General features: G+C 67.0%; 19 protein-coding genes. 16 read left to right on the forward strand and 3 right to left on the reverse strand.

What is annotated here, in order from left to right:
- Positions 1-24 precede the first annotated feature (24 nt).
- The 7 genes from E0E39_RS04500 (at position 25) to E0E39_RS04530 (ending at position 6310) form a co-directional block, all read left to right on the forward strand.
- Complete coding sequence (locus E0E39_RS04500) at positions 25-210, forward strand: hypothetical protein (RefSeq protein WP_130873677.1); 186 nt, start codon at positions 25-27, stop codon at positions 208-210.
- A gap of 43 nt (positions 211-253) precedes the next feature.
- Positions 254-577, forward strand: coding sequence for a twin-arginine translocase TatA/TatE family subunit (gene tatA / locus E0E39_RS16560; protein WP_130873678.1), 324 nt, complete (start codon positions 254-256; stop codon positions 575-577).
- A gap of 92 nt (positions 578-669) precedes the next feature.
- Positions 670-1458 carry a twin-arginine translocase subunit TatC gene (gene tatC / locus E0E39_RS04510; protein WP_245988191.1) on the forward strand — a complete coding sequence of 263 codons (789 nt, stop codon included), beginning with the start codon at positions 670-672 and terminating at the stop codon, positions 1456-1458.
- On the forward strand, positions 1455-2369 hold the full coding sequence (locus E0E39_RS04515) for a diacylglycerol/lipid kinase family protein (RefSeq protein WP_130873680.1): 915 nt from the start codon (positions 1455-1457) through the stop codon (positions 2367-2369). Before tatC ends, E0E39_RS04515 begins: the two co-directional genes overlap by 4 nt.
- 22 nt (positions 2370-2391) lie before the next feature.
- Positions 2392-5136 (forward strand): DEAD/DEAH box helicase, encoded by a 2745-nt coding sequence (locus E0E39_RS04520; protein ID WP_130873681.1) that lies wholly within the window; start codon positions 2392-2394, stop codon positions 5134-5136.
- Positions 5136-5903: an imidazole glycerol phosphate synthase subunit HisF gene (gene hisF / locus E0E39_RS04525; RefSeq protein ID WP_126378491.1), complete on the forward strand. Its 768-nt coding sequence runs from the start codon at positions 5136-5138 to the stop codon at positions 5901-5903. Before E0E39_RS04520 ends, hisF begins: the two co-directional genes overlap by 1 nt.
- Before the next feature lie 5 nt (positions 5904-5908).
- Positions 5909-6310, forward strand: a complete 402-nt coding sequence (locus E0E39_RS04530) for an HIT family protein (protein WP_014846988.1) — start codon at positions 5909-5911, stop codon at positions 6308-6310.
- A 114-nt stretch (positions 6311-6424) separates the two neighbouring features.
- Here E0E39_RS04530 and lexA read toward each other — a convergent pair whose 3' ends face one another.
- The gene (lexA, locus tag E0E39_RS04535) at positions 6425-7228 is read right to left on the reverse strand and encodes a transcriptional repressor LexA (RefSeq protein WP_130873682.1); all 804 of its coding nucleotides are present in this window, start codon (positions 7226-7228) and stop codon (positions 6425-6427) included.
- 200 nt (positions 7229-7428) lie between these two features.
- Here lexA and E0E39_RS04540 point away from each other — a divergent pair, with 200 nt between their 5' ends.
- The 3 genes from E0E39_RS04540 to E0E39_RS04550 all read left to right on the forward strand — a co-directional run bounded on the left by E0E39_RS04540 (position 7429) and on the right by E0E39_RS04550 (position 11380).
- Positions 7429-7758 carry a hypothetical protein gene (locus E0E39_RS04540; protein ID WP_130873683.1) on the forward strand — a complete coding sequence of 110 codons (330 nt, stop codon included), beginning with the start codon at positions 7429-7431 and terminating at the stop codon, positions 7756-7758.
- 198 nt (positions 7759-7956) lie between these two features.
- On the forward strand, positions 7957-8493 hold the full coding sequence (gene nrdR / locus E0E39_RS04545; RefSeq protein WP_014846985.1) for a transcriptional regulator NrdR: 537 nt from the start codon (positions 7957-7959) through the stop codon (positions 8491-8493).
- 37 nt (positions 8494-8530) lie between these two features.
- Positions 8531-11380 carry a vitamin B12-dependent ribonucleotide reductase gene (locus tag E0E39_RS04550; protein ID WP_245988192.1) on the forward strand — a complete coding sequence of 950 codons (2850 nt, stop codon included), beginning with the start codon at positions 8531-8533 and terminating at the stop codon, positions 11378-11380.
- A 640-nt stretch (positions 11381-12020) separates the two neighbouring features.
- Here E0E39_RS04550 and E0E39_RS04555 read toward each other — a convergent pair.
- Positions 12021-12674, reverse strand: a complete 654-nt coding sequence (locus E0E39_RS04555; protein WP_165444633.1) for a TetR/AcrR family transcriptional regulator — start codon at positions 12672-12674, stop codon at positions 12021-12023.
- 107 nt (positions 12675-12781) lie between these two features.
- Here E0E39_RS04555 and E0E39_RS04560 point away from each other — a divergent pair, with 107 nt between their 5' ends.
- From E0E39_RS04560 to E0E39_RS04580, 5 genes are read left to right on the forward strand one after another with little or no spacing between them, the layout of a single operon-like run.
- The gene (locus E0E39_RS04560) at positions 12782-13825 is read left to right on the forward strand and encodes an amidohydrolase family protein (protein ID WP_130873685.1); all 1044 of its coding nucleotides are present in this window, start codon (positions 12782-12784) and stop codon (positions 13823-13825) included.
- Positions 13810-14106 carry a hypothetical protein gene (locus tag E0E39_RS04565; RefSeq protein ID WP_130873686.1) on the forward strand — a complete coding sequence of 99 codons (297 nt, stop codon included), beginning with the start codon at positions 13810-13812 and terminating at the stop codon, positions 14104-14106. Before E0E39_RS04560 ends, E0E39_RS04565 begins: the two co-directional genes overlap by 16 nt.
- A complete protein-coding gene (locus E0E39_RS04570; protein ID WP_165444634.1) occupies positions 14103-15134 on the forward strand; it encodes a glycosyltransferase in 1032 nt (343 codons plus the stop codon). Before E0E39_RS04565 ends, E0E39_RS04570 begins: the two co-directional genes overlap by 4 nt.
- Positions 15135-15191: 57 nt before the next feature.
- Positions 15192-16547 carry a threonine/serine exporter family protein gene (locus E0E39_RS04575; RefSeq protein ID WP_130873688.1) on the forward strand — a complete coding sequence of 452 codons (1356 nt, stop codon included), beginning with the start codon at positions 15192-15194 and terminating at the stop codon, positions 16545-16547.
- A gap of 31 nt (positions 16548-16578) precedes the next feature.
- The gene (locus E0E39_RS04580; RefSeq protein ID WP_245988193.1) at positions 16579-17235 is read left to right on the forward strand and encodes a threonine/serine exporter family protein; all 657 of its coding nucleotides are present in this window, start codon (positions 16579-16581) and stop codon (positions 17233-17235) included.
- 105 nt (positions 17236-17340) lie between these two features.
- On the opposite strand, the gene E0E39_RS04585 is transcribed toward E0E39_RS04580, so the two are convergent.
- Complete coding sequence (locus E0E39_RS04585) at positions 17341-17865, reverse strand: shikimate kinase (protein ID WP_130873689.1); 525 nt, start codon at positions 17863-17865, stop codon at positions 17341-17343.
- A gap of 169 nt (positions 17866-18034) precedes the next feature.
- Here E0E39_RS04585 and E0E39_RS04590 point away from each other — a divergent pair, with 169 nt between their 5' ends.
- Positions 18035-18922, forward strand: a complete 888-nt coding sequence (locus tag E0E39_RS04590) for an IS5 family transposase (RefSeq protein ID WP_130873690.1) — start codon at positions 18035-18037, stop codon at positions 18920-18922.
- Positions 18923-18996 lie beyond the last annotated feature (74 nt).

Below are 18996 nucleotides of genomic sequence, written 5' to 3' on the forward strand. Positions count from 1 at the left end.
CGGCGTCGGGTACGATCTCGTAGTGTGATCTGGGCAATCGTTCTTGGCTGCTTGGCAGCGGTCGGGGTGGTGGCCCTGGTGGTGATGGCCGTCGGGGTACGCAACAAGGTCGATGACGTTCTGGTGGAAGTGCAAATGCTGGAGGAACGCCGCGACGAGTTGAAGGAGCTCACGGCTGGTATCCAGCTGCCCCACAAGCACCATACGTAAACTTCACAGGAAACGAACGAATCCAAAAAGAGGTAACTGCACTATGCCAAACATTGGTGTCCCGGAACTGCTGATCATTCTGGTCGTCGCTCTGCTGCTGTTTGGTGGCTCCCGTCTGGCGGGGCTCGGAAAAGGAGTCGGGCGTTCCATCCGGGAGTTCAAGGAGGAGGTCAAGGCCGCCGATTCCAAGGAAGAGGACAAGAGCTCCGAACCTGAGGTGGTGGAGGCGGAGATCGTCGACGACAAGGCAGCGGAACTGGAGCGCCGCCAGCGTGAACTGGAGGCCCGGGAGCAGGCCCTCAAGGAAGCCGAGCTGAGGGCCCGGGAGGCGGCGCTGAACGCTCGTGAAGCCGAGACGGGGAACTGATCACGTTGAGTTCCGACGCCAGCAGCGCTGAGGCGAAACCGCGTCGGTCCAGCTGGTTCCGCCCACCCAAGAAGGAATCCCCGGACGGAAGCATGTCCTTGGGGGACCACCTCCGGGAGATCCGCTACCGTGTCACGGTCTCGGTGCTGGCTCTGGCCTTGGCGGCAATTGCCTGCGCCTTCTTCTATCAGCCTCTGGTGCTGTTCATCATGGAGCCCTACAACGTCGCCAGGGCTGACGTGGAGGCGGCGAATCCCGAGGCCAACCTCCAACTCGCCAACACCGGCGTGACCGGGCCCTTCACCCTCGGGGTGGTGATCCTGATCGTCTGCGGGCTGATCTTCACCATACCGGTGTGGCTCTACCAGATCTGGGCCTTCGTGGCCCCGGGGCTGCTCGCCAAGGAGAAGAAGTACGTGCTGTACTTCATGTCGGCGGGAATCCCGCTGTTCCTGGCGGGCTGCGCCATGGGCTACTGGGTCTGGCCCAAGGGCATCGCGGTCATGTTGAGTTTCACGCCGCAGGACCTGGGGATCATGAACTACCAGGACATGGCGGAGTTCGTGACCCTGGAGCTGAAGATCATCCTCATCTTCGGGGCATCCTTCCTGCTTCCCGTGATCGTGGTGGCGCTCAACCTGTTCAACGTCGTGCGTGCCCATCAGCTCAAGAAATGGCGCAAGGGTGTGTTCTTCGGCTCCTTCGTCCTCGCCGCCGTTGCGACACCGTCCACCGACCCGTTCACCATGCTCTGCATGGCCATCCCCATGACCCTGTTGTTCTACATCTCCGAACTGATCTGCCGCGCTCTCGACAAACGCAAGGGCATCGTCGCCGCCGAGGAGGAGCAGTTCAACATCGACGTGGACGACGGCAAGTGAACCAACTGGCGAAACCGCGCCTGCTGACCCTGGTGGTCAACGAGCGCTCGGGCGGGGGACGCGCGGGCCGCGTGCTGCCGAAGGTGGCGCGCAGGCTACGCGAGCAGGTTCCCACCGCGGAACTGCACATCATCTCCTCCAGCTCGTGGACCGAGGCCGAGAAGCTGACCCGGGCCGCGGCCCTGGAGGCCCGGCCCGGGGATGCGCTGCTGGTGATGGGCGGTGACGGCATGGCCCATCTCGGGCTCAACGCCGCGGCGGGCACCGATGCGACCCTCGGGTTGATCCCCGCGGGCACCGGAAATGATTTCGCACGTGGTGTAGGCGTGCCCCGCACCGTGGACGAGGCCGTCGGGGTGATCGTCGCAGGTCGAACCCGGACCGTCGACCTGGCCCACATCTCCAACGGCACCTTCCCCCGGCGTTACGTGGGTGCGGTGGTCTCCACCGGCTACGACGCCCGGGTGAACCGCTCCACCAACCACATCAGGCTGCGGTTGGGGGCTCTCAGCTACGGCTACATCGCGTTGCGGGAGCTGGCCTCCTTCTCCCCGCTCCACTACGACATGATCATCGACGGTGTGCGTCGCCGCCAAGAGGCGATGCTGGTCGCGGTCTCCAACACGGGAATCTTCGGCGGCGGCATGCGCATCGCCCCCGAGGCCGACCCCGCCGATGGTCTCCTCGACGTCACCGTGGTCGGCCCGGTCTCGCGAACCACCCTGCTCAGGTTGCTGCCGGCCATGTACTCCGGGGCCTTCGTCAAACATCCCTGCGTGGAGCAGTTCCCGGCGCGCAGCATCGAACTGGCCGGCGAGGGGCTGTTCGTGATGGGCGACGGCGAAGAACTGGGAGAGGTGCCCGTGCGCGTCGAGTGCGTGCCGGGGGTGCTCAAGGTCTTCGTCGCCTGAGGCGCCCTGCTACGTTGGGGCGGTGACCGATCAGGTGCAGCGCTTCGCCGCGCTCTACTCCTTTCCGCTCGACGACTACCAGATCGCCGGCTGCGAGGCCCTGGCCTCGGGGTCGGGGGTGCTGGTGGCCGCGCCCACCGGGGCCGGCAAGACGGTGGTGGGTGAGTTCGCCGTGTGGCTGGCCCTGGAGACCGGCACGCGGTGCTTCTACACCACCCCGATCAAGGCGCTGAGCAACCAGAAGTACCACGACCTCGTGGCGCGTCACGGCGCGGACCGGGTGGGATTGCTGACGGGCGATTCCTCGGTCAACGGCGACGCCCCGGTGGTGGTGATGACCACCGAGGTGCTGCGCAACATGATCTACGCCTCCTCGACGGGGTTGAACAACCTGGGTCACATCGTCATGGACGAGGTGCACTACCTGGCTGACCGGTTCCGCGGCGCCGTGTGGGAGGAGGTCATTCTCGGACTGGCCCCTCGGGTGCAGATCACGGCGCTGTCGGCGACCGTCAGCAACGTGGAGGACTTCGGCGACTGGCTGCGCACCGTGCGAGGAAGCTTCGATGTGGTGGTCTCCGAGAGACGCCCCGTTCCCCTCTACCAGCAGGTACTGGTGGGGACGAAACTGGTGGACCTGTTCGAGGGCGTCGCCCCGACCGCCAGGGAACTGCCCGGCAGTCGGGGCGCGAAGGTGAACCGGGAGCTGCTGAAGGTCTCCCGCGCCGAGGCCACCCGGGTGCGCGACGACTCCCGGCGGCCCCGTGGGCGTTCCGGCCGGGGGAAAAGACCCCGCGGCTCCGGCTCCTTCGGTGGGGAGGTCCATCCGCGGTTCGCGGGGCACCGCACCTCGCGGGCCGAAATCACGCGGGTCCTGGAGAGGACCCGGCTGCTGCCCGCGATCTGGTTCATCTTCAGCCGGGCCGGGTGCGACGCCGCAGTCGCGCAGCTGCTCGACGCCGGGATGAACCTGACCACCCGTGACGAGGCCGCCCTGCTCGGGGAAATCGCAGATCGGCACGTCAGCGGATTGTCGGTCACCGATCTGGACGCGCTCGGCTACGAGCACTTCCGGGCCGCCCTCTGCGCGGGGATCGCCGCCCACCACGCCGGGCAGCTGCCCGTCTTCAAGGCGATCGTGGAGGAGGGATTCGCCACGGGGGCCTGCAAACTGGTCTTCGCCACCGAGACGCTGGCGCTCGGCATCAACATGCCAGCCCGGACCGTCGTGCTGGAGAAACTGGTCAAGTACAACGGCGAGGCCGTGGTGGACATCACCCCGGGGGAGTACACCCAGCTCACCGGGCGGGCGGGTAGACGCGGCATTGACGTCGAGGGACACGCGGTCGTGCAGTGGCAACTCGGAATGGATCCGCGAGCGGTCGCGGGCCTGGCATCGAGGCGCACCTATCCGCTGCGTTCCTCCTTCGCGCCGAGCTACAACATGGCCGTCAACCTGACCGCGTCGCTGGGCCGGGAGCGGGCACGCGACGTGCTGAACCAGTCGTTCGCGCAGTTCACCATCGACAAGACCGTGGTCAAGGCCAGCCGCGCGCACCGCGATCGCAGCCGGGAGATCGCCGCCAGCCGGGCCGGGACCGAGTGCCACCTGGGGGATTTCATGGAATACGCGGCCCTGCGGGAGGAGATCTCCCGGCTGGAGGGCACCTCCGCGGCCGCCCGCCGCGCACGCCGCGCCGACGACATCGCCGAGGCCATCTCGAAACTCATGCCCGGGGATGTGATCTGGGTGCCGAGGCAGGGCTGGTGCGTGGCCCTGACCATCGGGCAGAAACAGAGCCGCGACGGCGTGCCGTGGGTGCAGGTCATCGCAGCCGACCACACCGTGCTGCGGCTGCGGCCCCACGACCTGCCCGGCGCCCCCGTCCCCGTCGCCCGGGTGAGGGTGCCCCGGCGTTTCTCCGTGCAGGACCGTAAGGCGCGCCGGGAGCTCCTGGCCGGGTTGTCGGCAAAACTGGAGTCCGTCGACCCCGAAACCCCGGTCCTCGAACCGACCCCGACCGACGAGGAGCAGGCGAAGCGGATCGCGGAGCTGCGGCGCCGGATGAAGCGGCACCCCTGCCACGGCTGCGAGGAACGGGAAGTGCACGCCGTCGCCGCCGCACGCGTCATCCGCCTCGAACGGGAGGCATCGCGCGAGAAGACCGCGTTGACGGGACGCGCGAACTCCCTGGCCGTGCAGTTCGACCGGGTCTGCGGGGTGCTCTCCGATCTCGGTTACCTGCACGGGGACGAGCTGAGCGATGCGGGACGGATGCTGCGCCGCATCTACAACGAACTGGACCTCGTCGCCGCCGAATGCATCCGCCGCGACGTGTTCGCGGGCCTGGACGGGCCGCAACTGGCCGCCGTGTTGTCGTCGCTGCTCTACGAGTCGCGGCCGGGTCGCGACCAACGGCACCCGCGCATGCCGGATGCCGCCAGCGAGGCCGCGCAGTCCGCGCTGCGGACGGTGTGGCGTGAGATCGGGGCGCTGGAACGCAACCACCGCCGCGACCGGGGACGCGAACCCGACATCGGTTTCGCGGAGGCGGCGTGGCGCTGGGCCAGCGGCCAGGAACTCGCGAAGGTGCTGCGCATCAGCGGCCTGCCCGCCGGCGATTTCGTGCGCTGGGTGCGACAGGTCGTCGACCTGGCCGGCCAGATCGCGACGGCAGCGGGGCCCGGGGACCTGCGCCGCACCTGCCGGGAAGCGATCGCCGCGATGCGCCGCGGGGTCGTCGAGACCGATATCGAGGAGGACTGATGGGAGTCGCGTTGCGCGTGATCCCCTGCCTGGACGTTCACGACGGGCGGGTGGTCAAGGGGGTCAATTTCCGCGATCTCAAGGACGCCGGGGATCCGGTGGAGCTGGCCGCCCGTTACGGGGCGGAGGGGGCGGATGAGTTGACCTTCCTGGACATCTCCGCGTCCGCGCAGGGCCGGGAAACCACCCGGGAGATGGTGACCCGGTGCGCGGAGACCGTGTTCATTCCCCTCACCGTGGGAGGCGGGGTGCGGTCGGTGGCCGACGTGGATGCGCTGCTGCGCTGCGGGGCAGACAAGGCGGGCATCAACACAGGGGCGCTCGCCGATCCGGGGGTGATCGACAAAATCGCGGCGCGTTTCGGCAACCAGGTGCTGGTGCTGTCCCTGGACGCCCGGCGCGCGGACTGGGCGCCCTCCGGGTTCGAGGTCACCACGCACGGTGGTCGCAGGCCGGCGGGCCGGGATGCCGTCGAATGGGTGAAGGAAGCAGTGGATCGGGGTGTCGGGGAGGTGCTGCTCAACTCCATGGACGCCGACGGCACCACCGACGGTTTCGACATCGGGATGATCCGGGCGGTCCGCGCGGTCGTGGACGTGCCGCTGATCGCTTCCGGTGGGGCGGGAACCACGGCCCACTTCGTCGAGGCCGCCCGCGCGGGCGCGGACGCGGTGCTGGCGGCAAGTGTCTTCCACTACGGGAGGCTCACTATTGTTGGGGTCAAGCAGGAGCTGGCCCGGGCCGGCTTCGAGGTACGAGGAGTCTGAAGACCATGAGCGATTGCCTGTTCTGCCGGATCATCGAGGGCGAGATCCCCTCGAAGTTCGTCTACGAGGACGAAACCGCCGTCGCCTTCCTGGACATCAACCCGTGGCAGCAGGGACACACCCTGGTGGTTCCGCGCCGCCACGTCGCCGACGCGCTGGAGGACCCAACAGCACTGGCAGAGATCACCCCCGCCATCGGGGCGGTCGGCAACCTGCTGAAGAAGAAACTGGGCGCCAGCGCCTGCAACATCCTCAGCAACGCTGGCGCCGACTCCGGGCAGGAAGTCTTCCACCTCCACGTCCACGTACTGCCCCGCTACGCGGACAACCCGGGCATCTCCAACATGCGCGGACCGATCAGCGACGACCTGGACCAGGTGCACTCCCGCATCACCGCGAAGCGATGACACCAGGTGCGGTTGGCGCGCCGCACCTGTTCCCAAGGAATCAAGAAGAGCCCGGACCCGCCGGGCGGATGGCATCTCCGCGCCCGGCCATGGAGGTTTCCTCCTGAACCGGTCTCACACCCGCCGCATGACCGCCACCACCTTGCCCATGATGCGGGCACCGGTGCCGTCGATGGGGGAGTAGGCGGCGTTGTGGGGCATCAACCAGGCCTTGCCGCCCCTGCGGCTCAGGGTCTTCACCGTGGCCTCGTCGTCGAGCAACGCGGCGACGATGTCGCCGTTGTCGGCATCGGACTGCTGCCGCACCACCACCCAGTCGCCGTCGCAGATGGCGGCGTCGATCATGGAGTCCCCGCGCACCTCCAGCATGAAGAACGTGCCCTTCCCGACCAGCTGCCTGGGCAGGGAGAAGACGTCCTCCACCTGCTCCTGGGCGAGAATGGGGCCGCCCGCCGCGATCCTGCCCAGTAGGGGCGTCTCGACTGCCTCGGGACGTGAGGTGTGGGTCTGTTCGGGGTCTGGAAGCTCCGGTGCGGGTGCCTCGGGGGCGACGGTCTCCGGCAGGGTCACCACCATGGCCCGCGGCCGGTTCGGGTTGCGGCGGATGAAACCGGCTTTCTCGAGCACCTTCAGCTGGTAGGCGACCGAGGAGGTCGATGCGAGACCGGCGCGTTCGGCCAGTTCGCGCATGCTCGGGGGGTAGCCGTTTGCCTCCACGGCGTCCCGGATCAGTTTCAGCAGCAGCTGCTGGCGAGGAGTGAGGTTTCCGGTCCCACCCGAGGGGGAGGAGAGCTCGGCTATGCGCGCCACGTCGGCGGCCGCCTGTGCCTTGCTGGGACGCCCTGCGCGCGAAGTCTTGCGGGAGGGAAGCCGGATGATCGTGGCCTCCGCGGTTTCCTCGTGGGTCTCTTCTGCCATGACGCCATCCTACCCCAGAATACGAACATCTGTTCGAGGATGGCGGTGCGGAGCGAAAATGTCGGTGTCGGCGTGTTGACTCCTTCCGTGACGCAATGGGAATCGAAAAGGTGTTTGAAACTGTGTGCGGGTTCCTGTAGCGTTTCGAACACAGGTTCGACGTGCCGCGGATGGCGGCCGTAGTGGCAACAGGAGGAAGCATGAGCATTGAAGCCGCTGAGATAACCACATTCGCCCGCTCCCGCAGGGGGCGCCGCGCGGGAGGCCCCGTCGGCCGTCCCGCCCAGCTCGCGCCCCGTGTCCGTTCGTCCCGCGGCCCCGCGACGCGCGGTCCCCTCGGCGGTTCCTCCTGCACGGTTGTTCGCCCCGGATCTCGTTTCGCACAGCGCCTCAAGTCGATGGCCTTCGCCGCTTTGGTGGTGCTCTCCTTCGTCGTCGCGGCGCCGGGAATCGCATCTCTCAACCAGCCCGACCCGACCCCGACGCCCACCGCGGGGGATCCCGCCTGGGCGCACGTCACGGGTCGCTGAGAAGTTTTCCGGGACTTCCCAACGACACGCCGTCGGTGTTTGACGGCGCGGGGTCATCGGCATATGGTTCCTACATCTAGTAGTTGCGACCCCGCTTTTACTCAACACGTTGTATTTATTGGGTGTTGAAGGGGGCTTAGGGGGAGCAGCGTCGCAAGCCGCGCCCCAGGGGACGGGGCCACTTGAAAGGACTCTGCCGTGTTCTGTCCGTTCTGCCGTCACGCAGACACCAAGGTGTCTGACTCGCGTGCGACGGACGACGGCCTGGCCATCCGCCGCCGCCGGGTGTGCTGCTCCTGCCAGCGGAAGTTCACCACCGTGGAGCAGATCCAGCTCTATGTCCTGAAACGCTCCGGGGTGGTGGAGGCGTTCAGCCGGGAGAAAGTGATCCGGGGGGTTGCCAAGGCCTGCCAGAACCGCCCGGTCACCGCGGCCCAGCTCGCCGCCCTCGGTCAGCGTGTCGAGGAGGATCTGCGTTCCATCGGGCAGGCCGAACTGACCAGCGAGGACATCGGCATCGCGATCCTCGGCCCCCTGGCGGAGCTCGACCCCGTGGCCTACCTGAGGTTCGCCTCGGTCTACAAGAATTTCGATTCTGTTGACGATTTCATCGACGAGGTCGACTCCATGAAACGCCGCCAGCCGACCGGTGACGCGCTGCTACCCGAACCCGTCAGGGGTCCGCGGCGCAGACGCCGCCGCGAAACCGACTCACAGGAACCCCTGATCGGCTGAGCCGATCAATCTCCGCCATTCTCGTAGTGAGGAAGAAATGACCACCACTGTGACCAAATCCGCCAACAACCGGGGACGCCCCGGTGAACAGCCCGCTCTCGGGGTGGGTCTCACCATCGAGAGGGTGTTCTCCACCGAGGGTGTGCATCCCTACGACGAGGTCACCTGGCAGTCGCGCGACGTGGTCCAGACCAACTGGAAGACCGGTGAGGTGGTCTTCGAACAGCGCGGCGTGGAGTTCCCCGATTTCTGGAGTGTGAACGCCTCCACCATCGTGACGAACAAGTACTTCCGGGGGGCCCTCGGCACTCCGCGGCGTGAAGCCAGCCTCAAGACCCTCATCGACCGCGTCGTCAGGCAGTACGTCAGGGCCGGGCGGGACAACGGATACTTCGCCACCGACCGGGACGCCGAGATCTTCGGGGAGGAGCTGACCTGGCTGCTGCTGCACCAGTACTTCTCCTTCAACTCGCCGGTGTGGTTCAACGTCGGCACCCACTCTCCGCAGCAGGTATCCGCCTGCTTCATCCTCAGCGTCGACGATTCCATGGAGTCGATCCTCAACTGGTACAAGGAGGAGGGATTCATCTTCAAGGGCGGTTCCGGGGCCGGTCTGAACCTCTCCCGCATCCGTTCCTCCAAGGAGTTGCTCAGCTCCGGCGGCACCGCATCCGGACCCGTGTCCTTCATGCGCGGCGCCGACGCCTCGGCCGGAACCATCAAATCCGGCGGCGCCACCCGGCGCGCCGCGAAGATGGTGGTCCTGGACGTCGACCACCCGGACATCGAGGAGTTTGTCGAGACCAAGGCCCGTGAGGAGGACAAGATCCGGGCGCTGCGCGATGCCGGTTTCGACATGGATCTCGGTGGCAAGGACATCACCTCCGTGCAGTACCAGAACGCCAACAACTCGGTGCGGGTCACCGATGAGTTCATGTCCGCGGTCGAGGCGGGCACCGAGTTCGGGTTGCGCGCCCGCACCACCGGAGAGGTGATCGAGAAGGTCGACGCCCGGGAACTGTTCCACAAGATCGCCAAGGCGGCTTGGGAGTGCGCCGACCCCGGTGTTCAGTACCACGACACCATCAACGCTTGGCACACCACCCCGGAATCCGGCCCCATCACCGCGTCCAATCCGTGCTCCGAGTACATGAGCCTGGACAACAGCTCCTGCAACCTGGCCAGCCTCAACCTGCTCAAATTCCTGGGGGAGGACGGGGCCTTCGACGCGGAAACCTTCGTGCGCGCCGTCGAACTGATCATCACCGCGATGGACATCTCCATCTGCTTCGCGGACTTCCCGACCGAAGCGATCGGCGAGACCACCCGCAACTTCCGGCAGCTCGGGATCGGGTACGCCAACCTCGGGGCGCTGCTGATGGCCATGGGCAAGGGCTACGACACCGACGGGGGGCGTTCCACCGCGGCCGCCATCACCTCCATCATGACCGCCGCCTCCTACCGCCGCTCCGCGGAACTGGCCGGGATCGTCGGGCCCTACAACGGATACGCCCGCAACGCCGAGGCCCACAAGAAGGTGATGCGCAAGCATCGCGCCGCCAACGATTCCGCGCTCGTCATGCCCGCCGACAAGGACCTCCACGCGGTGGCCACCCGGGAATGGGAGCAGGTGGTCTCGATCGGCGAGGAGAACGGCTACCGCAACGCCCAGGCCTCCGTGCTCGCCCCCACCGGAACCATCGGTTTCATGATGGACTGCGACACCACCGGCGTCGAACCCGACTTCTCCCTGGTGAAGTTCAAGAAACTCGTCGGCGGCGGTTCCATGCAGATCGTCAACCAGACCATCCCGCGGGCACTGGCCAAGCTCGGCTACGACGATGAGCAGGCCCGTAGGATCGTCGATTTCATCTCTGAGAAAGGACACGTGATCGGCGCGCCGGGGCTCGCCAGGGAGCACTACGAGGTCTTCGACACCGCCATGGGGCAGCGGGCCATCGCCCCGATGGGGCACGTCCGGATGATGGCCGCGGTGCAGCCCTTCCTGTCCGGGGCCATCTCGAAGACCGTGAACCTGCCGGAGTCCGCCACCGTCGAGGACATCGCGGACGTCTACCTGCAGGGCTGGAAGCTGGGTCTCAAGGCGCTCGCCGTCTACCGGGACAACTGCAAGGTCGGCCAGCCACTCTCCGACGGCAAGAAGACCGAGGACAAGGAGAACGTCAAGGTCGTCGAGAAGGTGGTGGAGAAGGTCGTCTACCGTCCCAAGCGGGAGCGCCTGCCGAAGTCGCGGCAGGGGCGCACCACCAGCTTCTCCGTCAGCGGGGCCGAGGGCTACATCACCTCCGGTGCCTACGAGGACGGGCGGCTCGGTGAGGTGTTCCTGAAACTCGGCAAGCAGGGCTCCACCCTGGCCGGTGTGATGGACGCCTTCTCCATCGCGGTGTCCATCGGCCTGCAGTACGGGGTTCCGCTCGAGAGCTTCGTGCAGAAGTTCACCAACCTGAAGTTCGAACCCGCGGGCATGACCGACGATCCGGACATCCGCATCGCGCAGTCGTTCATGGACTACATCTTCCGCCGTCTCGCGCTGGACTACCTCTCCTTCGACGACCGCGCCGACCTGGGTATCTACACCGCCGCCGAACGTGCCCGCTACGTCGAGACCGGCTCCTACCTGACGGAGGAGGAAGAGGCCGAGATGCCCGAGGCGGAGAGCCTGCGCAACGACGCCTACGACGACTTCAACGTCGACGGTGCCCGGCAGCCATCCCTGATCGACGCCCACACCACGGCCGAGCTGATGGAGTCGATGACCGGGCGGGCGGTGGACGCCCCGTTGTGCATGACCTGTGGCACCAAGATGCGTCCCAGCGGGTCCTGCTACGTCTGCGAGGGCTGCGGTTCCACCAGCGGCTGCAGCTGACCCGGCGGTGAGCGGTGGGGTACGGGCGCTGTCCGTACCCCACCGCGCTGGATCTTTCCGGCGCATGGGGTCTGTGTGCACGGACCTCTGCCAATCTGCAACGTCCTTGAGTGTGCGAATACACAGAACTCTGAGAACAGTCGTCGCACGTGGAGGGCTGCTCGCTGCTCTGGGGGCTACGTGTTTCGTCGCTGTCCATGAAACGCACAGCACTCCGGACGCTGATACTACCCGGATCGATCCTCCGGGTGTAGGAGTTCGGGAAATATTTCTTCAGGGGGTGGGGGTGTGGTTTCTGTGGTTTCGACACGGACTGCTCCTTCGTCGCGGTCCGGCTCAACCAGCTTCGGGTACTTGCGGTCCGGCTCAAGCGGTTTGGAAACAGTGAAGTTGGTTGAGCCGACCTGCGAGCGTCAGTGAGCTGGTCGTGTCGAAACCTTGTGCGTGTGTCCGGGGAGTCGGGTTGGGTCTGCTGCTCGGGTGCCGGGTGGTTTCGACTCAGCCGTTCGCTGGCGCTCACGTGCTGGCTCAACCAGCTTCACCCGAAGATTCATGCGCCGTGTGCCTACTGGTCCTTTCGCCAGACCAGCAGCAGGCTGCGGGCCCGTTCTCGGTGCAGCGCCCGGGCGGCGTGGGGTGGTCACTTCGGGCTGGCGTTCACGTGGGGCGCGACATGAGTCGTCGCGATGGCCCTCAGGGTGCGGGTGACGTCGTCACGGCTGACCGACTTGCGATCCACGGTCAGCTCCAGCGCGAACCCGTGCACAGCGGCCAGCAGCGACCTGATCGCCCTGGCCGCCTGCTTCTCGGTGTCGACAAGTCCCGATGCGGTCAGCATCGTTGTGAACACGTTGCGCAGCCTCGCGTCGATGCTCCGGCAGAGGTCCCGCATTGCGGGGTCGGCAGCCGCGCCGGCGGCGAGTTCCGCCACCAAGGCGTGCCACGCGGTCTCCTCCATGACTTCCCCGGCCATGTGCTCCACCAGGGCATCCAGCAGCTGTGCAGGCTCGGACGAGCGGCTGAGCTCCGCCTCCACCTGGCCGGCGTAGTCCGCTATCCGCTCGGCGGCCAGCGCCAGGACGAGCTCCTGCTTGGAGGAGAAGTTCGAGTAGATCGCACCCTTCGTGAACCCCGCCATGTGCGCGATCGCCTCGATCTTCGCCGCACGATAGCCGACCTCCAGGAAATGCTGCGCGGCTGCTTGCAGGATCGCCGAGCGCACGGTGTCGCGACGCGGGCGTACTCGTTCCCGTGAAATTCCCTGGCGGCCTCGAGGGGTGATGGGGTCAGGCATGGTGAGCGCCATTTTACGGTCCGCCTCGGCGGGGTTTGAAACTCGTCGGAAGAGGTGCAAGACTAAGTTCAATACTTCAGGTATTGAGATTGTGATTGGAGGGCACGGTGCAGGAGCTCACGAGGATCGACACCCATCAGCACGTCCTACCGCCCTTCTACGCACGCCAACTGCGGCGCCACGGGATCAGGCCCGGAGGCGTGCAGGTGCCGTCCTGGTCGCGGAGAGCTGCCCTGCGCATGATGGATCACAACGGGATCCGCGTCGGTGTCCTGTCCGTCTCGGACCCCGGCGCCCGGCTCGGCGGGGATGCCGTCGCCCGCCGCACCGCACGCGACCTCAACGAGTACCTCGCGTCCCTGGTGGAGGAGCATCCCGGCAGGTTCGGTTTCTTCGCGACACTGACGCTTCCAGACGTCGAAGGTGCGCTGGAGGAGCTCGGCTACGCGTGTGACGAGCTGCACGCCGACGGGGTCGTGCTGCTCGCGAACGCCGCCGGCAGATACCTGGGTGATCCGCTGTTCACCCCGCTGCTCGCGGAGCTCGACCGGCGCGGCGCCGCGGTCTTCGTGCATCCGGGGACGCTACCCGCCGACCCCGTTCCCCGCGTGCCGGTTTTCACCCTGGACTATCTCCTGGACACATCCAGGACAGCCGTCGATCTCATCCTCTCCGGAGCGCTGGAGAGGTTCCCCGGGATCAGGTTCATCCTCGCCCACGGCGGGGGATTCGTCCCTTACTGCGCATACCGAATCCTGTTGACGATGATCGCCCGGGAACCTGCGCACCGGAAACTGCTGGCGGTGTTGCGGCAGGAACACACCAAGCGGGAGAAGCTCCGGGTCTTCCGGAGGTTCTACTGGGACACGGCCCTCACCGCGTCCCCGGCGGCACTTCCCAGCCTGTTCGAGGTGGCTGATCCGGAGCACATCACGTTCGGGACCGACTGGCCGTTCGCGCCGCGTCCCGCGGTGAGGTTCATCACCCGAGAACTGGACCGTTTCTCGATGCCCGGGTGGATGCGGGATGGAATCGACCACGGGAACGCGCTGCGGCTGTTCCCCCGGATCCGGGCCCTGGCGGACGACGAGGGCTGGTTCACCACAACATCACGAAGAAGAAGAGGAAAGAGAACATGCAGAAACCGGTGAAGGTGACGTTCGTCGTCCCGGCGTTCAACGCGGGCGACACCACCAGGGGGATCGAGACGGCGCGGGCGATCCAGCGGGTCGCCGCTCAGCGGGGCCGTGAAGTCGAGATCTCGTTCATCTACCCGCAGACGGAACAGAGTTTCGCGGAACAGATCGCCGAGGGCGGGTACGGGACGCGGACCGCTGGACTGACGCTTTCCCAGAGGAGGTCGATGCCATCATGCGCGCCGACCACGACGGAACCGAATTCTTGGTCGATCGGCAACGATCCGGAGAAGTGATCAACGCCATCGTCGAGGACCTGCGTCTGGACAGACCGGACCTGGTCGTCTTCGGGTTCATCCCCCACGCCGGGATCGCGGCCCAGCTGGTGGGAATCCCGGCCGTGGTCTACACCCCTTTCCCGATGTACCGGCCGTGGGTGGAACGCTGGTTCCTCCAGGACGTGCCCGACGACCTGAAGCTGGGCATCGTCGACCGGCTGCCCGGCCGGTTGCGCAAGCGGATGTCGAAGCGGCTGTCGACACTGGTGACGCGTTCCGGTTTCTTCCGGCAGCCAAGCCTGGTCCGGGCGGCGCAGGAACACGGGTGGAGCAATCCGCAGGCCGACATGTTCGGGATGTTCGATGTCGACATCCAGCTCGTCAACGACCTGCCGTCCTACTACGAAGGGCAGGACATCGGGCCGCGCACCCGGATCGCGGGGCCCCTGTTCAACAAACCGGCCGATGTCCCGGTGCCGCAGGAGATCGCGAACCATTTCGCGGGCGACGGGGCGCCGAAGGTTTTCGTATCCATGGGGAGCAGCGGCGAGAAGGAATACCTACTGACGGCCATCGACGCGGTTGCCGGGATGAACTGTCGAGCGGTGGTGGTGTGCCCACCGCACGTGGTTTCGCTCGACGAGGCCCGCGGGCACGCCGGTAACGCCGGTAACGTCCTGCTGACCGATCGTTTCGTGCCCGCGCCCGCGGTCAACTCACTGGCTGATGTCGCGATCATCCATGGCGGGCAGGGAACCGTCCAGACCGCGGTGTATGCCGGTACTCCGGTGGTGGGAGTCGGAATGCAATGGGAGCAGTGCACCAATTTGGACCGGCTCGCCCAGCGTGGATCGGCCATCCGGATCCCGCGGGGAAAATGGCGGGTGGACCGGGTCCGTGGGGCGCTGGAAAAGCTGCTCACCGATCCGGCGCACACGACCGTCGCGAAGCAACTTCAGGCAGAACTCGTCAGCACCGACGGCTATCAGATGACCGGGGACCTGATCTGGGACCTGCTCTCCGCAACTTCCGGGTCGGGTGCGTGATTCATCCCGTTTGAAAAGGGAACGGGGCCCTGGCCGGGGCGCGTAGAATCACCGCCCGTGAATCAACCAGACCCCGAGTGCTATGGCGACCAGGAATTCGAGGACTCCCTGGAGCCCAGGCATCTGATCCGGCGAACCGACGTCGTGGCCCGGGCCGGGGGAATGATGCTTGGGGCGGGCACCAGTTCGCTTCGGGTCCGGCAAATCATGCGACGTTCCGCCAAGGCCCTCGGGTTGGGCCACATCGCATCGTCGATCACGTTCACGTCGCTGGCCATGACGGTGGAACGCCGTGGGGTGTTCCGCACCAAGGTGGTCGAGGTCCCCAAGCCGGGGGTGGACGCACACCGGATCGCGATGCTGCAAAAACTCAGCAACGAGATGCCGGAGCGGATCACGGCCACGGAGTTGGACCGCCGCCTGGACCGGGTCGAGCACGCGGCTCCGTTGTACCCGGCATGGCTGCGGGGGATCATGGTTGCCATGGCCTGCGCCGCCGTCGCGGTGCTCGCCGGCGGTGGCTGGCGCGAGGTCGGGGCCGTCCTGCCCGCCTCTGCAATGGCATATCTTCTGTTTCGTCGCCTCGGGCGCTGGCAGATCAACCACCTGGCGGTGGTTCTGGCCTCGGCATTCGTCGCATCGGCCCTGTACCTGCTGGGAGCCGGGATGCTGGACCGGCTGCTCGGGGAGGCCAGCCCGCGCATGGCTGCGGGTTTCATCTGCGCATCGATCTTCCTGATCCCGGGATTCCCTCTCGTGACAGCGGGATTGGAACTCACCCGGCTGGATCTTACCGCGGGGCTTCCCCGGGCCGCTTACGCATCCATGATCCTGCTGGCCATCACCATCGGGGTGTGGGTCGTGGCCAACCTCGGTGGGGTCGCCGCCGAGACCACCCCGCCCCTCGGCGTGGAACCGTGGCAGCTGTGGCTCATCCGGGTGGTGGCCAGTTTCATCGCAGTCGTGGGGTGGGCCATGATGCTCAACTCGCCCCTGCGCACCGCGACGGCCTCCGGGGTGGTCGCGGTAGCGGGCAATGCCGTCAGACTGGAGCTCATCGACCTCGGGGTCGCGGAACACGTGGCGACGTTCGCCGGCTGTTTCATCATCGGCCTCGGCTGCGCCTTGCTGGGAAGGCTCTTCGGACTTGAGAAGATCATCATGACCGTGCCGACCCTCCTGGTTTCCATCCCCGGTGCTTTCGCACTGCGGAGCCTGCTCCACCTCGACCAGAATCACACGGACCTGGCCGTCACGCAGGGCATGACGGCACTGCTTGGAGTGATCGCCATGGTTGGTGGCCTCTCAGCGGCCCGGATGCTCACCGACCCGGAATGGCCCTTCCCCCGTGATGACCCGCCGCACCTGAGAGAGGTGGTCCCCGGGCTGCGACGCCGGAAACGGAGGTCTTGAACCTTGTTGCGAAAAACCATGTGGGTTTCCGTTGGTCACCGCGGGCCTGGAACTGACCCAGCTCGACCTCACGGCGGGCGTACCCCGGATGACCTACGCCGCGATGATCTTCGTTGCGATCGCCATCGGCGTGTGGGTCGTCGCCAAGGCCGGGGGCATCACGGGTGACCCACCCCCGCCGGTGCCCCCCATGGCGCCCGCCGTTCTCTGGGGCCTCCGCGCGGTGGCCGGTTTCGTCGCCGTTTTCGGGTGGGCCCTGATGCTCAATGCGCCACTGCGCCCGGCCATGGTGGCTGGTGTGATCGGCATCGTCGGCAACACGGTTCGCCTGGCCATGGCCGACTCAGGGATCCCGGATCACGTCGCGGTTTTCACCGGCTGCGTCGTGATGGGGCTGGGCTGCGCCTGGCTGGGTGGTGTGTTCCGGCTCGAGAAGATCATCATGACCGTCCCGACCCTGCTGGTCATGGTGCCCGGCTCGTCGGCGCTGCGCACCCTCCTGTACTTCGACGCCGGGGACGTCAACCGCGCCGTTGCGCAGGGGATCGCGACGATGCTCGGCGTAGTGGCCATGGTGGCGGGTCTGTCGGCTGCCCGCATGCTGACCGATCCGGAGTGGATCTTCACCCGAGACGATCCGCCCGCGATCCGGGTGCCCGTTCCCCGGATCCGCAGGAGAGGGAACTGACCGGGGTTCCGTACGCGAACGGGGCCGAGCGCCTGGGGCAGCTCGAATGACACCCCACGCCCCACCCGGACCTCGTACAGTTCGTCCGCGGTGACCGGGAACACCTCACCCTATGCAGCGTCCCGGCTCGAACGAGGCGACGTGGGCGACGATCGCATCCACCACCGAGTCCACCGAGGCGTGGTCGGTGTCCACGGCGAGGCTCGCCAGCCGCGCATACGTCGGGGCGCGTTCGGAGAGCATCCTCCGCAACCGGACCACGGCGTCCTGCCCCGCCAGGAGCGGGCGGCCCTCGTCACGCCCGATCCGCCGGGCAGAGCTTTCGGGCTCCACCCGCAACCAGACGACTGGATGGCCTTCGAGGGCGTCCGCGATCGCCCGGGTCATCGGGGCGCCTCCCCCGAGGCTGAGAACCCCCGGCGCCGCCAGGAGCTCGATCGTGATCTCACGCTCCAGCGCCCGGAAATACGGTTCCCCGTCGGTGTCGAAGATCTCCCGGATGGTGCGCCCTTCCCGTTGCTCCAGGACGAGGTCTACATCGAGATGCGGCAGGCCGAGCCGCTCCGCGAGGAGCGGCCCGACCGTCGACTTACCGGAACCCGACAACCCGATCAGGGCGATTGCGTTCATGGCAGCTGCCCGATCGTGGGGAGATCGCGGACCGAATGGTTTTCCACGGCAGGAGCCTAGGTCGTGTTGCGAAATGTGGGGTGGGTGGCGGGGTGGTGTCTGGGGGTGGGTGAGGCCTCCGGGGTACGGGTGGTGTCAAATCATCTCGTGATCAAACCGGAGGCCTCAGTTGCCCAGAATAGACGCTGGAAGCCGTCATGACCTCACCGATGCGCAGTGGGGGGTGCTGTCCCCGTTGCTGCCCGAGGCTCCTGTCAGGGGAAGACCGCGCCGGTACGCGTTACGGGCCCTGATCGACGGGGTGCGTTGGAGGGTGAGGGTCGGGGCGCCATGGAGGGACGTGCCCGCCCGATACGGGCCCTGGTGGAGGGTCTACGCCCTGTTTCGTGTCTGGCAGACGGCAGGGGTGTGGGAGCGTATCGAGGCTGAGCTGGTCGCTATGGCCGACGCTGCCGGGCGGCTCGACTGGCAGGTGTCGGTGGACTCCACCGTCTGCCGGGCCCACGTGCACGCCGCCGGCGCCCGTCGTGACAGTCCCCAGATGGTGGACGGCGAGCCGGACGACCACGCTCTGGGCGTGTGCCGGGGCGGGTGGTCCACCAAGGTCCACGCCGCCGTCGACGCCGGGCGCGGGCCGCTGTCGGCACTGCTGACGGCCGGTCAGAGAGCGGACTGCCCGATGATGGTCCTGGTGCTCGAGGCGATCCGCGTCGCACACCGCGGCCGGGGCCGGCCCCGCCGGCGCCCGAGGCGGGTGCTGGCCGACAAGGCTTACTCCTCACAGGCCAACCGGGCCTGGCTGCGCGCCCACCACATCCGCGCCACGATCCCGGTCAAGGCCGACCAGGCCGCCCACCGTCGGGCCAGAGGCTCACGCGGAGGACGCCCACCGGCCTTCGACGTGACTGCCTACAAGGACCGCAACGCCGTCGAGTGCTGCTTCAGCCACCTCAAGCAGCACCGAGGTTTCGCCACCCGTTACGACAAGCTCGCCGTGCGCTACCAGGCAACCACCCACATCGCCAGCATCAACCACTGGCTCAAACGACTTACATAACAGGACCTAGTCGCGATCCCGACCGGTGACGCCGACCGGCGCTCCTACGGTGACTGGGGCTCCTACGGCGACGC

The sequence above is a fragment of the [Pseudopropionibacterium] massiliense genome, from assembly GCF_900607225.1.
GTDB lineage: Bacteria > Actinomycetota > Actinomycetes > Propionibacteriales > Propionibacteriaceae > Arachnia > Arachnia massiliensis.

What these genes read in the sequence shown, in the direction of transcription:
- tatA (WP_130873678.1), top strand. Translation starts at nt 254, where the DNA reads ATGCCAAACATTGGTGTCCCGGAACTGCTGATCATTCTGGTCGTCGCT.
- tatC (WP_245988191.1), top strand. Translation starts at nt 670, where the DNA reads ATGTCCTTGGGGGACCACCTCCGGGAGATCCGCTACCGTGTCACGGTC.
- hisF (WP_126378491.1), top strand. Translation starts at nt 5,136, where the DNA reads ATGGGAGTCGCGTTGCGCGTGATCCCCTGCCTGGACGTTCACGACGGG.
- E0E39_RS04530 (WP_014846988.1), top strand. Translation starts at nt 5,909, where the DNA reads ATGAGCGATTGCCTGTTCTGCCGGATCATCGAGGGCGAGATCCCCTCG.
- lexA (WP_130873682.1), bottom strand. Translation starts at nt 7,228, where the DNA reads ATGGCAGAAGAGACCCACGAGGAAACCGCGGAGGCCACGATCATCCGG.
- E0E39_RS04540 (WP_130873683.1), top strand. Translation starts at nt 7,429, where the DNA reads ATGAGCATTGAAGCCGCTGAGATAACCACATTCGCCCGCTCCCGCAGG.
- E0E39_RS04550 (WP_245988192.1), top strand. Translation starts at nt 8,531, where the DNA reads ATGACCACCACTGTGACCAAATCCGCCAACAACCGGGGACGCCCCGGT.
- E0E39_RS04555 (WP_165444633.1), bottom strand. Translation starts at nt 12,674, where the DNA reads ATGCCTGACCCCATCACCCCTCGAGGCCGCCAGGGAATTTCACGGGAA.
- E0E39_RS04565 (WP_130873686.1), top strand. Translation starts at nt 13,810, where the DNA reads ATGCAGAAACCGGTGAAGGTGACGTTCGTCGTCCCGGCGTTCAACGCG.
- E0E39_RS04585 (WP_130873689.1), bottom strand. Translation starts at nt 17,865, where the DNA reads ATGAACGCAATCGCCCTGATCGGGTTGTCGGGTTCCGGTAAGTCGACG.